The sequence below is a fragment of the Patescibacteria group bacterium genome (assembly GCA_041659905.1).
Classification (GTDB): domain Bacteria; phylum Patescibacteriota; class Kazan-3B-28; order Kazan-3B-28; family UBA10110; genus UBA10110.
Map to the genome: position 1 here is coordinate 252,602 of JBAZXK010000001.1, position 16,405 is coordinate 269,006.

The window sequence follows — 16,405 nt, forward strand, 5'->3', positions numbered from 1 at the left end:
ATTCATTACCATTGATCTATAATCTGATTTAACTCCTTCCATTCATCTCCCCAACCTTCTTTTCTGTGCTCTGGAGGAACATCGTATTCCCAGGCGATATCAAAAATCCTGCCAATATCAGTATCGTCATAAATATACTTAGCGTCCTCTCTAACCAGCCTTTCTCTAGGAATGGCCATAATCTCCCGGGCTACTTCCTCTTGGCTCAATAAGCCCCATTTATATTGTTGCAAAAGTAGTTTCACATGCTCTTTGAATTTTTGCGAACTTATTGGATTACTCATACTTATATTTTACTTGCTCGCCAATGACTTTGAGTATTTGTAACAATGCTGCCCATCCCAGTAATCCGGCATAAAATATTCTTCTAACCAACCCAATTTCTTATAGAATTTTCCTGCTTGGTAAAGTTCTAAGCTATGGCACCAGATAGTTTCACACCCTCGTTTTTTGGCCAATTCTTCTGCAAACTCAATCAATTTAGAACCATACCCTTTCCAGGGATCACTGACTGCAATTGCTTCAACTTCGCAGGTACTATCAGGGAATTTCAGAGAAATTACACCCACTGGTTCATCGTCAAAAATAATCCAATATTCATACTTTCCTTTCTGAATGTTTTGCCGAATAACCTGTTCTGACCAACGCGACTCTGGTTTGTAGAGTACCTTAAACAGGTTAGTTAATGTCTGGCCATTTTCTTCTTTGGCTTGCACTATCTTCATACTCCTGGTAGTTTAGGATTTCTTGTGTCTGACACTGTATGGCTAATCCCTTCGTCTTTGCTCACCGGCTGATATTGAGGCTTCTGAATCTTAAAATAAAGGTCTCCCCAAGCCGGTTTATGACCTTTCTGGATATTCTTGGCGTCAAACTTGCTCAGACGCTTTAATAAATCTAGTTCAGAAATATCGATTGTAATATAGATAAATTTGTAACTAGGGTTTATCTTATGAATTAATTTAACCTTATCTTGTCGTTCCTTCCTGGTTAGATTAGCCGCATCATCAATAATATTGACTGACGCTTTAGCTAATTCAGTTAATAATCCTTTCTTAATAGCTTTGCTACAGCTCTGTCTTAAATCGAAAGACTTGCCAGTGATGGTGTTGTCATCTTGAAATATCGGATACGAATTAAGAAAATCATGAACCCTGCTGGTATCCAACCTGATCTTGGGGTTGGGAAGTTTAGCTTCAATCAGTTTGGCTACTGTAGTTTTGCCAGATAGCGAGAAGCCGATCATCACTATGTAACTTGGATATTTCATAAATTGATTTTATCAGGTTCTAATTCCATGATTGATGGTAAAAATTAACTACCTTGCAACTCTTGCGACCTGTAATAATCATACAAATGATAGATAACAATCGCATTCAGAAAATGGAATATAGCCCTGCCATTCAGCAAACCAAAGTTTACGCAATAAATCTTGGAGGCATCTAATATCCAGAAAGTAAATCCAATCAGAAAGACTGCAAGCGGCAACACCCACATCATATAATTTTTATGCTTGTTTACCATTAGTAAATATATTTCAGATATCACATACAACAACACAAATATGCCAAAAACAATATCTCCCGAATACGCTTGAAAAACTATTATAGACATTAACCCCAGCAACATTGCTATCACTTGAATGGTAGTAATTAATATTTTGTTTTTATATAACACAGAGAGGTTAAGATACAGCAGAAAGCTTATTAACAACAACATCCCAGTCAGGTCAATTAGTTGGGTGATATATAAATAACTTGAGTCGTAAGCAAAGGAAAGTAGCCCTACTAATATAGCTATATATCCAAAGGCCTTAGATAATGCTGACCCATTACCTTTTAATAAAATGGCTATCCCAACAAAAAGGAAGGCCAGATTGGAAAAAGCATAATAGGGTCTTTTTATGAGCCCCTTGGTAGCAACTTCGCAATATTGAATTGTCGGTTCGGAAAATAATGATTTTAACATACCTATTTAAGCAATACGGATGGTTCTATAAATGAATTAAAAATTAAATACCAGGCAATCAGCAAAATAACAATTCCGGCAGTAGAAGATAGAATATAAAGTTTAATATCGTTTATTTGGGATTTGTAGAAAGTTTTCCAGACCAATAAACAACAAGCCGCATATATCCAAATGCTATGCCCCTCTATAGCAGCTACTGCCAAAAACACACCAAGTAGAAAACCGGTAATACCATAAACTATCCTACCACCAGAGAGATTGATTTGCGAAACTTTAGCCAATAAATATAAAGAACCTGCTAACCCTAAATGAATTAGCCAATGTCCGATTAACTCATCCCAGACATAGGCGGCTTTACTAGCATCTCCCGAAATACTCGGAATATCTAGAACATTGTGGATTTGATTGGAGGAAAGATGAATCCCAATTCCAACTATATACACTCCGATTAATATCAGAAACCAGGTTGAATATTTATTATTCGGATCTATTATCCGACTCATTTGCCAAAGGAAATACACAGATACTGGCAAGAATACCAGCAAATCTGAAACTGCCTCCCAACTAATACCTATGATCCCCGTTGGGATATGGCTTAATACAAGACTTTGGATGGCTATTAACCCACCGACAACAACCGGGAAAACCCAAAAGAGATACGCGTTTTTGTTGCTCATATCCCTATATTAGCAGGTTAACACTCGGATTACTGAGTCTGGACTTATCAACCACTTCAGGCATCCTTCCTCTTGGTATATACCCTTAACCTCACCGGGAGGCCAACTTGACTGAACAAACCTTAAATGGCATAAAATACTGCCTTTACGCCAGAAAATCATCGGAGGTAGACGAACGCCAAGCACTATCTATCGACTCACAGATAAAGGAAATGCTGGCTGTAGCCAAAAGAGATGGCTTAGAGGTCGTGGAGACGCTCAAGGAGAGCCATTCGGCTAAGGATTCGGGACAAAGACCGGTTTTTGCCGAGATAATGGAGGAAATTAAGGCAGGTAAATTTAACGGCATTTTGACTTGGGCAGCTGACCGGATCAGCCGTAACGCAGGAGACTTGGGCACAGTGGTAGACCTAATGGATGCTGGCAAACTAACCGAGATCAGAACCCCCGGACAAATATTCCATAACTCCCCTAACGAGAAGTTCTTATTGATGATCCTTTGTAGCCAAGCCAAGCTCGAGAATGATAACCGAGGGGTTAATGTCAAACGAGGACTGAAAAATAAAGTGGAGATGGGATGGAGACCAGGTACAGCTCCTATCGGATATTTGAACGACATAGGAAAGCACACTATCTATATTGATCAAGAGAGAACTGAAATAGTTAAAGAAGCTTTCCGTAAAATAGCGGAAGATGGTTGCACTGGCCGGGAGATCTTTGATTGGATGCAAGATGATATTAAATTTGAAACTCGCACTGGGAAATCTCTAGCATTGAGCGGAGTATATCTAATGCTAAAAAATCCTTTCTACTATGGCAAGTTTGAATACCCAGCTGATAGTGGTAAATGGTATGACGGATCGCATGAACCACTCATCACCAAAGAACGCTTTGATGCAGTACAGGCTAGAATTGCCACTGGGGTTAGAAAAGGTACCGGCAGGGTCGACTTCGCCTTTATTCGTCTAATGACCTGCGCTAAGTGCGGGACTGGCATCACGGCTGAAGAGAAGTTCAAGAAGTTTAAGAATGGAACTATCAAACGATATGTATATTACCACTGCACCGGTGGAAGGAATAGAAAATGTAAAAGCGGATTCATCAGAGAAGAGTCATTGGTTCAACAGTTCTTAGATATTCTAGATATGGTGGCTTTGGACAAGAATAACTTAAGACAGAGGTTACAAGATGAAATAGATCGATTTAATCGGTTTGCCTTTGGAGTATTAAAGCTTAATCCAGAACAACTCAAAACTCCTAAGATCGATGTGAGAAAATACGCTAAATACGTCCTACGAGAAGGATCTCCCGAAGAAAAGCGAGAGATCCTAAATTGTATAGATCATAAATTAGTTTTGGATAACGGAAGGATCCAGCTTATCTAACGAAGCAATAGCTTGATTGCTCACCTTGCTCTTAAAAATGTTCGTAGGTAATTTTGGTTTAGTGGTTTCTATCTTAGTACTAATTATCCTATAAACCGACTCGAGGATATCGTCCTCTCCGAACGACAAGCCAGTTTTCTTTTTTAGAACTTTCTTGAGAAACTTGATCACATGGGTATCATACAAATTCTTACTAAGCTGGTTAGGCTCAAGCGCTTCAAATCTCTTCCAGAAGTTCTCTAGTTCACCTTTTTGCACGCTTCTTTTCGTCAAATAGATTAGAAATTCTGGCATTTTTAGAAAATCTTCCTGGTTGTCAGCATCAAAACCAAAAACCTTTCGGCTTTCAATGGGCTTACTAAACAATACCCTATATAATTCTATTTGTTTGCCATTAGTTAATATAATCCAGTCTATCCCCTCATTGGCGGCGTAGTTGATACTTTGACGAAGATGTTTTTCATTAATATCCAATTGGATAGATTTCACCTCTACAACAAAATGTTTTTGTCTGCCCACCTGGATAATGTAATCTGCATATTCACCCCTAATTCGATATTCTGTTTTTATCTCTTCTAATTCCGTATACCCCAGTACATCAGTAAGCAAGCTGTTAACCATTATTCGGGTGGCTGATTCATCTAAATCTTCGTATAGTTTCTTCAGGTACCTTTTCTTGTAAGTTTTAAGCTTGACTGCAAAATTTTTTATCTGAGTTGATGTAAACATAGTGTTTTTTAACCTTTTATAATATTGATCAGGTAAAATACAAATGCCTTAACTTAGAATTTGGCAATCCCTTACAATCACTTGACCAGCCAAACTATCCGAAACTGTGCCTTTAAGTTTTATACTTTGGCCCTTGGAAACCGTAGCTAGTTGATCGGCATACTTCTTGGCAAACATACATTGAACAGAAGTGATCTGATACTGTTGAACCTTAAAACTAATGTATGGGTTACTAGTAATATCTTCTCCGATGGTATCTACAACTCCAGTAATTTCAACTAGTTTATTTTTGTACTGCTGATTAGCAGCTACCTCATTGTTCTTATAAGCATTATACAAAGCAACTGCTGTGACTTTTATTGCCTCCTCTGATTTAGTATCTGTAGCCTTAGATTGGGCTAATGTGTTGGCTGCATTCTTCTGACCACTCATCCCACCACCAATACTACCCAAGATAATGGCAAGTAGAATAACACCAATAAATCCGGTCACTAATCCGTGTTTGCCCAAGAAGTCCCTGGGTTTTTCTGTCCCCGAAGTAGACAATTTTTTGGAATAATTATTGGCAATAATGTGAAAGATGATACCACCGGTAATTCCAAAGATAAATGCCAGAATAGTAACTAGTGTTCCTCCGATAGCTGTGCCAATAGCAGTTCCTGCTTGTTCTGCGGCATCCGTTGTTGAACTAATAGCGCTGCTGCCCAGCCCTAGAGACATTATCATTGTTGATATAGGCATTAAGAACAATGATATCTCAGTTAATCTAAATGACCGATTCAACACTTGTGTGCTGTTTTGAAGACTCCAAACGGTGGCTACCATCAATAACCAGATAAGTATGAACCCCCATCCAACCAGACGATTCTGGGTCATCCAGGCATAGTTTTGAGTAAACAACAGCGCAGGCAACAACGACAACGATATTTTCAAAAACATATTTTTCTTCATCTTATTTTGGTTATTAATATATTTTAATAAATTAAGATTTAAGCATCACCAAAACTCACCTGTATGATGCAGGCTTTGAACACAAAGCCCCGCACCAGCTGAGCCTTTCGGCTCCACACCCTTTCGGGTATGACCCATCCCTGAGTCGCTGAATGCGGGGTTCAGTATCAGGGATGGGTTTTCTCTATGCCATGCCCTACAAAAATGTAAGGTTTAGGCAAATAATTTGTTAATAGGTTACCAGCTTAATTAAGCACTTAAATCATAGCATAAAACCAAACTCTGCGAAGAGCTACGCTCTGGGCGCTGATTTTTAGAAGGCCTGCGGGAATGATGACAAACGCACAGTCGCCCTAGGTCTGCTGGACGAATGGCATGTCACAGTCTGGCAGGACAGACGGGTTCAGACCCTCCCCCAAAGGAGATAATTAGAGTACCTTAGATAGGTCTTTAGGGGGACAGGTTCATTATAGAACCTAAGGAGGAAATGAGACAAATGAGACAGTGGCAGAGGGGGCTGTTTTTGGGCTAGATTTCAGACTAATTTATGGTATCTAAACTATGCCATTTCATAACTTTTCTTAGCAAATTATCACTAAGTTTATGCGCATCAGCGTGGCCAAGATAGCCGAGATATGAGGGCATGGCTTTAGCGATGTAATCCAGATCGCCAGCTTTCAAACTTTGGGAGATCTTCTTATCTATACGTTTTACGGTCTTTGCCCGAGGCAACCGATAATGAGACAAGGCAATATAACCGACATAATCAATACCCCAATTCAATTTTCTGAAAGATATCTTATCCGGGTGCATCTTGAGTTTTAGCTCGGTTTTGAGGAATTGATTTACTTCCACCAGATAACCTAATAATTCATCTGGGTTATTAGACAGGAAAACAAAGTCATCGGCATAACGGAGATAATACTTAGCTTTTAAGCAATGTTTGGCAAACTGATCCAAGGGGTCTAGATAAACATTGGCAAATAATTGAGAAGTAAGATTGCCTAATGGCATACCCTTGCCAGGCGAATGTTCAAAACTTGAGATAATTTTATGGAGCAGTTTTAGTAGCTCCTTATCCTCTATCCTTTCCGAAAGCAAATCTATTAGAACTTTATGGTCAACACTGTCAAAGAACTTGCGGATATCCAACTTCAAAGCAAAACAAGGCCTCGTGTAGTTTTTGCTTATTTTTCTAGATACATCTGCCAGTTTAATAAATGCCCTATGAGTACCTTTATTATTTCTACAAGAATAGCTGTCAAAAATAAAAGTTTTGTCCCAAATCGGATACAACATTCTATAGATTGCCTTATGCAGCAATCTATCCCTGATCTTAGCTTTATGGATATTTCTTGGCTTCGGATCAGATATCTTGAATGGGCTATAAGCTGAATGATAATATTTGCCAGATGCTAAATCTCGGTGCAACTTGATAATATTAGCCATTAAATCTCTTTGGAACTGCTGAACATCTTTTCTTGAACGTTTGTCTATCACAAACTCCTGCCAGGCTTCCAGGAGATTCTCTAACGATATAATACGGTTATAATAATCTTTAATAGTTTTCATATGGATATGCCTGGTAAAAGCAATCACACACACACACACACACACTTCTGTTGCCGGTATTACAAAAGCTGAAGGATGCTTACATCCTCTGGCACGGCTATCATAACACCTTGCCTAAAACCCATCGGTACTCTTTGGGGATAAAGGTGGATAACTTATTTACTGCCATAATTGAGGCGGTAGCTGAAGCAGGTTTTCTTCCGCGCACTGAGAAAGCTCCTTATGTAAAATTGGCAATTCGTAAACTGGATACCATCAAGGTGTTTTTAATGATTCTCTGGGAAACTGAATCATTAGATGGCAAAAAGTATATAGCCCTGTCTACACCTTTGGATGAAATCGGAAAAATGTTGGGCGGTTGGTTAGGCCAACTCAATAAACAAAACTCTCCCGGATGTCCAGGAGAGAAACAAAGATAGTAGCGAGCACCGCAGACGGGTTATTGGCATTCCAGTCGTTGTCGAGCCAGTTGTAGTTCCAGTTCCACTTGCCGTCATTCCAGTACAAGTAGAGAACGTTCCGGTTACCGTCCGGGTTGAGCAAGATTATATAGGATGCCACCCGTGCCACTGCTCTTTGAATACTCTTAGAGCTGTATTTTATGCGACATCTTCAATGTCTTAGCACCCTATACCAAGTATCTTCATTTTTTGAAGTTTCTGCCTGCAACCTCTGTTTCTAACCTTGATCAGAAACATTCTCATCGCAGGGATACTGGGTTCGGCCGCCAACAACCGTGATCGCTGGCCTTATTTGCCTAATTCCATACTTAGTTTACCAGATACAGAAAACCCGCGTTCAGGAGAACGCGGGTAAGAGTCAAGTTCAAAGAGACAAAGGGCAGGGCAAAGGTTCTTAGCCCAAAGGGCTATTTACTTGCGAGCACCGCAGACGGGTCATTGGCAGGCCAGTCGTGGCCGAGCCAGCTGTAGCGCCAGTACCACTCGCCGTCATACCAGTACAAGTAGAGAACGTGCCGGCTACCGTCCGGGTGGAGCAAGATAGTGCCATCGAAGAAAATGTAACGGGTTTTACCGTCAATCTTCTCTTTCCAGCTTTCCGGAATCAACTGCTGGTTCTCCCATAAGGTCTGGAAGATTTTGGCATCCAAGCGGATGTGGCCAGCTGTCTTGAGACGCTCAAGCTTGGTCTCGCCTTTAACGGAGATCTCGCCCTTATTCAGCATTGACTCGAAACAGACTTCGTCCAGGTTGACTTCAGCGAGAGCCAACGACCTCTCGTCTTCTTCCGCAATTTTCCAATCCTTTCCGATGAATTCGGCAGGGCTGAAGGAAACGGTGCGGTCGATGGGGATGATAGTTGGCTTGCCAACAATGACTCGGCCTCCGTTCCTCAGAAACTGGGTGAATTGCTTGCCAGCGTCTTTGGGGTTTTTGATAATCCCCTGAAGCACATCAGGATTCAGGGAGGGCCAATCAACATTGTTGGCCAATGCCTGAACCACAGCATGAGACTGGTCAATCGATACTGGTTTACTCATGGTGTAATTCCTCTTTTGCCACTACTGTTTCCTGCCAATTTAGTTTTGGTCAGGTGTCTGATGTGGCTATGTCAATAATTTAAACTTACCACAAAATCCGCCTTTAGTCAATAGTTTTTGGCTTCCAGAGCTGATATTTAGGAGTTTAGCAGATCCATCTGCCCCTCAAACAATCCAATACTATTGAAGTAATGGATAAGCTTCCCTCCACTACTAATAATGATTCTAATGGTGGGATAATTATAGACATCGCCAGTCAGACCTTCTGGTAACTTGTAACTAGTATCTTGCCAAATCCATTCATTAGCGGACGGGTTGGCTGCTCCCGGCTTGCTGGAGATGTAATTAAACTGGGATTTGGATTGTAATAACTGCTTCGTTATATTCGGATCCCTGGATAAATAAGCAAAGGCAGTTTGTTCGATGTAATTATGGGGTTTCAGCGGAATTTCCATGGAGCCATAGCTGGCACACTTGGCTGCATTTAATCCCTCGGAACTGGCTAATAGATTCTGAATTTCATCAGGGTAACGGACATGAATATCTACTATCTGCAAAGTTCTTGCATCCATTTCGTATTCATAGACCTCACAGCGTTCGTTGATATATTGGACTTGCTGGAAAACATATACTGGTCGTTTCCATTCCTCGGGAGTATCAATTCGCCCACCCCCATCACCAAGTTGAGTAGTTTTACCAACAGTAAAGTTGGAGGGATTGGGTTGAGTGGTAATATATTTAATCTCTAACTTCTGATCTGCCATAAAATCCCTGATGGTTGTCTGAACTTGGGCGATATCTTGTGCAGATGGTTCTGCTTTGATTTGCTCTGCAGTTTGTTCTGGCAAACTATTACTAACTTGCCACTGATAAGCCCAGGTGGCAACCGCTACCAGAAATACGACCAGGATTAATACAACGATGTAATTCTTCATACCCTTATTATAAAGGATTTGGGTAAGTTTTTATAACCTATGCGTCTGCAATATCTATAGTGCTAATACGACTTTTTTTCATCTTGTTCGGTAAAGGCACCATGCTAAGTACACTTCGTGTGTCCTTAGTGATCTTTTTTCTCAATGCCGTATCCATGATTGCCTCCTCTAATAGATCAATTACCCGTCGGAACATGCCAAACTTTTTCAGTTTGAGCTGTTGGTTCAAGTTTAAATACGCAATCAGAGATGCCCGCAAATACTCCTTGTGTAAATATAAAAAATCAAAATCCGGCAGGGGCATACCGGAGACACTATCCTGTTTTTTAATTTCCTTAGCGAGATCTTGGAAAAACGATCCATGCACAAAGGCACTTCTTTGAGCATAAAGCTTTGTGATATCACTCTCAATATTGGGACATCGGAAACCAATCAGGGCATCCACCCGCTTCTTCAGCCTGTAAGTTATCTCCGTATTAGTTCTACCATCAGCCGTGAACAGGGCCTCTAAGATTGTCGCCATATCTGCGGCTTCTCGTTGCCAAGTTATGGTTTGCTTCTCATTTTCATAAACAGTGAGTTCAGAGTAAAGTAAACAAGCTGAAAATAACCGCCACTCTTCCGTGGTCCACTTTTCGCACCGATCTCTTTGCCAACTTGCATAGACCGATTGATTAACCAGGGTTTTAAAAAATGCAACAAATGCTTGGCTCTTGAATATTTTGGACTGATTCTGACCATGATAGATAGCCATTTTGTCTTTTGTGTGAGTTATTGGGCGTATACCCATCTTCGTCACAAGGAATGATGGGTATAAAAAGCTGGGAGAATAGAGATTCAGCAAGAACAAGATCTCGGAATACCCATCTATCATGCTGTCTGGCACATCATCCGGCAGTAGTAAACCCCATGAGCATTTACGAAACTCTTCATCTGTCAGACCAAAATCGGTACCTTCAGATCGACGATAGTTGCGTAATACATTTTTGTTTATAGGGGAAATCTGATGTTTAATAGCTGAAATGAAACTGTCCAATTCGAACTTATTTAAGTTCCAGCACTCAAAATCCTTAGCCATCTTATGAATCGCTGATTGGCGAATCTTTGGACCTCCAAATGCAATAAAAATCTTCTTCATTCTAACTTGGAATTTTGGCTAATTGGGATGGCTTTTGACCAAGAGTTAATTTAGGGGTTTCAGATAGAGTTATACCTCTTTCACCAACCCTTTGAATAACCGCCTTGGGCTTGGGTTGAAGAACTCCTGGGTTATCTTTGAGTAGATATAAGTGAAAATAGGGTTTCTTTTCTGGCCCGGGTATAATTCTGGCTTTGAGCACCCCTTCTCGGATCAGCTTTTTAGCTTGAGAGTAATGAATCCCGTAGTAATCCTTTAATTCCCAGTCTGAATACCAAGAATCACGGTTTTTACAGACAGAACCAGGCACTTTCTTCTGTTCGACAGCTCTTTGGCAGATCAGACACTTTATGCCGAACTTGTCATACCAAGTCTGGTCATTTGAAATAGTGGCATGACAAATGGAACAGGTATAATCGCCTCCTTCTATATGAAATCCTTTGGGTTCTTTCTTCAGTCTCTCTTGTCTTGTTAACTCAGCGTGGGCGGATTTAAATAGAACCTCCATAAGATTCATAAGATTATGGGCTGACTCGACAGCTTCTTCTCGAGGCATTTCCTTGCCATACTCTTTTTTGAATATGGCTTGGAACTCATCTATTTGTTTGTCAGTAAGATTCATAGCCTACTCAAATAGGATATCTACGCCTTTTGATTTAATCCAAGTACGGATAGAAGATTTGATTCTTTCTTTTTTAGTAGGATCATTAGCGAATAACCGATCTAGATGTTCCCTAACTTGATGCAGGATTTCGTCCAAGGAACGACTGTCCTCCAGAACTTCCATTAGGTATTTAGCAATTTTGTCCTTGGCTTTAGGAGATACATCTGAGTCTGTTTGTGCCCAAACTGTCTCTAGAAACTCTGTTCCTACCGCCGCGGCTGAAAGCAATTCCGCTTTTCCCTCTCGCAAATGACCAAGAACACTTGTTAACGGTTCTGCGACTTTCCATGAAGCCTGTTTTGCTGCCTCCTCCAACACCTCCTTACTAATACTGGTATGGTGATAATTAGAATTCATCAACTTAAGAGTTGCTTGGGCATACTCTTGTGATGATAAGCCATTCAATCGCACCGCTTCCATTAATAATAATTGTGTCCAAATACCCGAACAATTATAACTACCTTGCGCTATTGACCGCAGTCTTTCATCGTCTGAATATAAAATCCTACCGGGCTCCGCAGCCAACAGAATAGTTTCGTAAGACTCTTTCCCCAACAACTTCTCGATCTGTTTTCGCATTTGCAAATCTATCTTTAGAGCTGGGTCACACGGCAACACGTCACAGTTATCATTAACCCACTTCACTATGGAGTCCAGATATTTGATATTCTTCTCTATCTCTTCTTTAGTGATTTCTTGTTTAACAAATTGATCCCCTTCCGCGGCAATACTAAGGTACCCCTCGGAGCCAATACCTCGCTTCTCCGCTATGTTTTCTCTCAATAAGTCCATCGTCGAACTCGCAACAATAGGTTTGCCAAATTGAGTTACAATTTTATCCGCCAGCCCAATGCCATGTATTGTCATAATGGCTATTGGATCCATAACAAGTGTGGGGGAAGTTCTTATCGCAATCAGAGCCGTTTCCCTTTCCTGCGGGCTACCTTCAGATGACTTGAGCCCGACTCTTCCCGGCATAATCATCCCCCCCCAAGCTTCCAACAGATCTCTACCCACTAATTTTGCTACAGCACCTAAAGTTAATTTTCCTTCCTTATAGAACTGTTCTACTTGACTAATATAGTCGTCACGTTTCTTAACTTGATCAAAAATAGTCTGAATGCCTGCTGGGGGTCCGCCGTCAGCACGCTTCTCGGTATCAACTTTTATGCTCCATAATCCCGCAGCATCTGGAAACCAAGTGTTAAAGTTATTCATACTCTCGTGCAAAGCATGAACATATTTATGTTTAATTTCTTTCACCGCTTTTTGTTGTGGCACAGGACCTAACTCAGCGATAACAATAAGATCTCCTGCTTTTTTACCTATCAACTTATCGAACAATGTATGGTCTTTATTAATCTCATCTTTGTCTAGTAGGGGTTCTTTTCGATCCTCAAGAATATACCATGTGCTTCCCACTTGTGCCTCGGGTTCTCCAAGCCATACTGCAGAGTCTAACTGTATAATCGAATGATCGAGTTTAATATTTTTGTCTTTTTCTGTTCTGAAGAACAGGCCAACATATTGAAGATGTGCTTGAGGTAAATTAAAGAATTTACGACGCATCTCATAGGAATGCGCCAGAGCCTTTTCAGCAAAACCTCTTTCCTCGTATAAGCCTATTAGCTGAGCCCAAAAATCAATAGGAAGAACTGTGACATCAATCTCGGACTTAAGGTACTCATCTAGCTGAGCCAAGTCGGTGGGAGATCCACTTTTCAGTAACACCGTTCCATATCGAATCAACATCCGTTGATCATCCGGATGGACATCTAAATAATCGGTGCACACCTTCCTGGCTTGAATCCAATCTCCGATCTCTTCATAAATAGAGGATTCAAGATCGGCTATACGTCTCCAAGATTTGTCGCTGTGATTGCCCTTCAATTTTTTAATCACATCTAAAGCCTCTCCTAATTTTCCAGCACGGTAATAACTATTAAGTAGCCTGCGAGTCAACGGAGAATCGATTGTTTGGTCGGCTACTTTTTCAAACAATAATGCTGCATCATTAAACTTCTCTTTTCCGTAGAAAAGGTTGGCCAAATGTATTACATCTTTAGGTAGAGTATCGGCAGTTATATTAGATTTGGCTTGTTCTAGAAGGTTATACGCTATATCGTCTTTTTTTCCCGCAAAAGCGACCTCGGCAGCATAAATATAACTCATGGAATCGTCTGGATGTCCCTGGCGAAATTCTTGAACCAATATTTCCGCCTCGTCAATCCGATTAGCATCCATCAAAGTTTCCAATAAAAGTCCAGATCCTTCTTCTACAGCCATCGGATCTTTAGTGGAGATTAGCATATTCCGAAGAATATTAACTGCTTCAGTATAGTCACCTGATTCCCGCAACAATGCTGCAGCTGGAATAACAATTTCAGGCTCTTGATGTTCTTTCACTAATTCCTTTAGCAGATGGATCGCTTCTTCTGTTTTGTTGTGCTCAAATAGTAACACCGCTTTTTGTTTAACCAATCTTGGGTTACCCTTATCAATCTCCACAGCTTCATCCAACAGATGGATCGCAAGATCATAGTTTTTGAATAGTCTTTGGATGAGACTTCGGTTTTCAAGCCATAAAGTTTTGTGTGCTCGTATGTCTTGGTTAGATACACTCTCCCATGCCTCATTAAATATTTGATCGGCCTCTTTTAGCTTTTGCCGAATATCTTCAGTTAGTTGATCGCCGTAAATAAAAGTCTGGTTTTCCACAATAGTTTGCAATATAGTCTCCGCAAGGGCCGTAGTGATTTCCTTATCATTAGGATCTGCACCCACGGCAATGCGGAACCACTTAATTGCCGTATCGTAGTCTTTTTTTTGCCTTGCCACAAAGCCTATGGCATAAGCTACTACTGAAGCATTTCTGTGAGCCTCTGGGATACTCTCTATAATTTCATCAATTGAAAGGTTGTCAGTAGCATAGATTTTTAGGGAATATGCTCTGTCGCTGGCTGGATTAGCTTTAAGCGCCTTATCCACATATTCCATTGCTTTTTCTTTGTTGCCCTGCAAAAGATAACCAGTAGATGCATTGCACATGGCCTTCTCCTGCTCATCCTGAGATGCGTATTGCGCTGCTTCGATAAAGTGTTTGGCAGCGTCTACGTCTTTACCAACCTTAGATTCAGCCGAAGCTATATTAGTAATGATACGAAATTTCAATTTGCTATCAGCAGTCGACCAAGCATCTTTGTGCATCTGCTGTAAAGAAATTAAAGCAGCCTGCGGATTACCGGAATTAATTTGTTCACGCGCAACATCAAGTTTTGCATGCAAGACATCGGATTTATCTCCAGAACCAATGGCTGGCGTAGCCTGAACGACCACGTTTACATCTCCACTTCCAAAATTATTTATATTAGGCCGTCCGGATAACTGACTTTCCAGAATTTTCTCTGTATTCTTTTTGATTTCATCAATACTCTGGCCACTTTGGGTTTGTGCCCCCGGGCGATACTGTGGCCAATAATCAAAAAGTAGATCTTTGTTCTTCAACAAAAATTCTCGAATATCTTCCCAACCCCAAATATGAACAGAGAATAAGCCTTCCTTCGAGTGAGCTTCTGTAATACTACGAGCGATTCCCTGGGCAGCCGAATCACGTGGAGCCGTGGTAATAATAAAGTAGCATTGCAGCGACGGAGAAAAATTCTTAGCCTTACCCACCTCAGTTTGAATATCGACCTCTGTTAACTTTTCACCTTTAATCTGATCTTTCTTCTTAGCCTGGAAGCCCCAATGTTCCGCACCTCTGTTGTAACGAGCAAATACATCTACCCCGTCTTGTGATTGCCCGTTTCTCCCGTTTCTCTGGGCCATAGGATCATTAGCAAGAACCTTAGCTAGACCTACGCAAAATTCCTCAAACACCCCTCCTTCACCAGGAGGATCAATTCGCGCCGGATCAAGTTGTACATTCCGAGGATCGTCAAACATTACATGGATAATTTATGAGAGACTACTGGCTACTAATCTAGCTTATATTTACAAAAGGGGCTTCGCCCCTCTGTTATTATACCCTGTAACGCTTGGTAGGTAGTTACGGGTGATGTGTTTTGTAACACTTTGTAATGGTTTGGTAGAGTTTTTAGCTCTCAGAGCAAATATTGTTGACAACGACTTAACGCAATTCTAAAATAGAAACGAAAAGCTACAATTAGGTATCGAAGAAACTATCTGTCTGTTTCTTTCGTCGAATAAAGGAAACCCCTTGAAAGATGAAAGTCAGGTTACTAGAGTAACGACTTTCCATTCAGGGGTTTAATAATATATTAGATAATTTTTAGGAGGTGGGTATGAAAATGATCATACAGTCAGATATAAAAAACGAAATAAAAATGTTAATAAAAATGATACCGTGGCTACAGCGAGGCAATTTAGAAGAGATTAGTATCAAGCCAACCCATCCTGCTGTTGTTACTCATATCCCTTTGGATGAAGCAATCAACAGTGAAACCGTAACTGCCCGATTAGTCAAAAGGGGCCAAAGACTTTTCTTAGTTATCAACCAACCAGAAATTAATGCGGAAATTCAAAAGTTTCAATCTGACTCTCGTGCCAATACCCTAATGAATTACCTTCTTGAGCAGCGGCCAGGGGAAGTGGTCAACATTCTTGAGTTACCTGATTCAATACATGAGGTTAGTGGATTGAAGCTCAGAGACACTTTCCGAAAGATGCATCAATGGAAAGCGTTCGAGAAGTACTTCGTACTAAAAAACACTAAACAATATTTTGGTATTAGTAATCAGATACTTTTAACTAAAATCGAAGCAAAACAGCTTCTCAAAGACTTTGGCATCAAATGGCATGAACCGGAACAACCGAGCAAGTAACAGATAGCTGTCGACGGAACATTAAAGAACTCCCGCATCGG

At 40.7% G+C, this 16,405-nt stretch carries 16 protein-coding genes; 3 read left to right on the top strand and 13 right to left on the bottom strand.

Annotated features, from left to right (window positions below; all coding sequences use genetic code 11):
• Positions 1-5: 5 nt before the first annotated feature.
• Genes WC805_01325 through WC805_01345 form a run of 5 tightly spaced genes read right to left on the bottom strand, consistent with a single transcriptional unit; the run spans position 6 to position 2,645 of the window.
• Positions 6-284: a hypothetical protein gene (locus tag WC805_01325; GenBank protein ID MFA5967145.1), complete on the bottom strand. Its 279-nt coding sequence runs from the start codon at positions 282-284 to the stop codon at positions 6-8.
• Positions 285-293: 9 nt separating this feature from the next.
• Positions 294-725 carry a GNAT family N-acetyltransferase gene (locus WC805_01330; GenBank protein MFA5967146.1) on the bottom strand — a complete coding sequence of 144 codons (432 nt, stop codon included), beginning with the start codon at positions 723-725 and terminating at the stop codon, positions 294-296.
• On the bottom strand, positions 722-1,270 hold the full coding sequence (locus WC805_01335) for an AAA family ATPase (protein MFA5967147.1): 549 nt from the start codon (positions 1,268-1,270) through the stop codon (positions 722-724). The genes WC805_01330 and WC805_01335 overlap by 4 nt, the downstream gene beginning before the upstream one ends.
• Before the next feature lie 44 nt (positions 1,271-1,314).
• Positions 1,315-1,968, bottom strand: a complete 654-nt coding sequence (locus WC805_01340; protein ID MFA5967148.1) for a ceramidase domain-containing protein — start codon at positions 1,966-1,968, stop codon at positions 1,315-1,317.
• Between the two features lie 2 nt (positions 1,969-1,970).
• Positions 1,971-2,645: a hypothetical protein gene (locus WC805_01345; protein ID MFA5967149.1), complete on the bottom strand. Its 675-nt coding sequence runs from the start codon at positions 2,643-2,645 to the stop codon at positions 1,971-1,973.
• Positions 2,646-2,752: 107 nt separating this feature from the next.
• Between WC805_01345 and WC805_01350 the strand changes: the two genes are divergently transcribed.
• Positions 2,753-4,030 (top strand): recombinase family protein, encoded by a 1,278-nt coding sequence (locus WC805_01350; GenBank protein ID MFA5967150.1) that lies wholly within the window; start codon positions 2,753-2,755, stop codon positions 4,028-4,030.
• Here the strand turns inward: WC805_01350 and WC805_01355 are convergent.
• From WC805_01355 to WC805_01365, 3 genes are all read right to left on the bottom strand, one after another.
• Positions 3,995-4,759, bottom strand: coding sequence for a type I restriction enzyme HsdR N-terminal domain-containing protein (locus WC805_01355; GenBank protein MFA5967151.1), 765 nt, complete (start codon positions 4,757-4,759; stop codon positions 3,995-3,997). The genes WC805_01350 and WC805_01355 overlap by 36 nt on opposite strands.
• 48 nt (positions 4,760-4,807) lie before the next feature.
• Positions 4,808-5,710 (bottom strand): hypothetical protein, encoded by a 903-nt coding sequence (locus WC805_01360; GenBank protein MFA5967152.1) that lies wholly within the window; start codon positions 5,708-5,710, stop codon positions 4,808-4,810.
• A gap of 540 nt (positions 5,711-6,250) precedes the next feature.
• Entirely contained in the window at positions 6,251-7,282 is a 1,032-nt protein-coding gene (locus WC805_01365) for a reverse transcriptase/maturase family protein (protein MFA5967153.1), read from the bottom strand.
• Between the two features lie 50 nt (positions 7,283-7,332).
• On the opposite strand from WC805_01365, the gene WC805_01370 reads away from it, so the two are divergent.
• Positions 7,333-7,701, top strand: coding sequence for a four helix bundle protein (locus WC805_01370; protein ID MFA5967154.1), 369 nt, complete (start codon positions 7,333-7,335; stop codon positions 7,699-7,701).
• Between the two features lie 449 nt (positions 7,702-8,150).
• Here WC805_01370 and WC805_01375 read toward each other — a convergent pair whose 3' ends face one another.
• The 5 genes from WC805_01375 to WC805_01395 all read right to left on the bottom strand — a co-directional run bounded on the left by WC805_01375 (position 8,151) and on the right by WC805_01395 (position 15,465).
• Positions 8,151-8,783 (bottom strand): hypothetical protein, encoded by a 633-nt coding sequence (locus WC805_01375; GenBank protein MFA5967155.1) that lies wholly within the window; start codon positions 8,781-8,783, stop codon positions 8,151-8,153.
• A gap of 137 nt (positions 8,784-8,920) precedes the next feature.
• Entirely contained in the window at positions 8,921-9,718 is a 798-nt protein-coding gene (locus tag WC805_01380; GenBank protein MFA5967156.1) for a hypothetical protein, read from the bottom strand.
• A gap of 37 nt (positions 9,719-9,755) precedes the next feature.
• The gene (locus WC805_01385) at positions 9,756-10,856 is read right to left on the bottom strand and encodes a hypothetical protein (GenBank protein ID MFA5967157.1); all 1,101 of its coding nucleotides are present in this window, start codon (positions 10,854-10,856) and stop codon (positions 9,756-9,758) included.
• Between the two features lies 1 nt (position 10,857).
• The gene (locus tag WC805_01390; protein MFA5967158.1) at positions 10,858-11,478 is read right to left on the bottom strand and encodes a hypothetical protein; all 621 of its coding nucleotides are present in this window, start codon (positions 11,476-11,478) and stop codon (positions 10,858-10,860) included.
• Positions 11,479-11,481: 3 nt separating this feature from the next.
• Complete coding sequence (locus WC805_01395) at positions 11,482-15,465, bottom strand: tetratricopeptide repeat protein (GenBank protein MFA5967159.1); 3,984 nt, start codon at positions 15,463-15,465, stop codon at positions 11,482-11,484.
• A gap of 359 nt (positions 15,466-15,824) precedes the next feature.
• On the opposite strand from WC805_01395, the gene WC805_01400 reads away from it, so the two are divergent.
• Positions 15,825-16,364: a hypothetical protein gene (locus WC805_01400; protein MFA5967160.1), complete on the top strand. Its 540-nt coding sequence runs from the start codon at positions 15,825-15,827 to the stop codon at positions 16,362-16,364.
• Positions 16,365-16,405 lie beyond the last annotated feature (41 nt).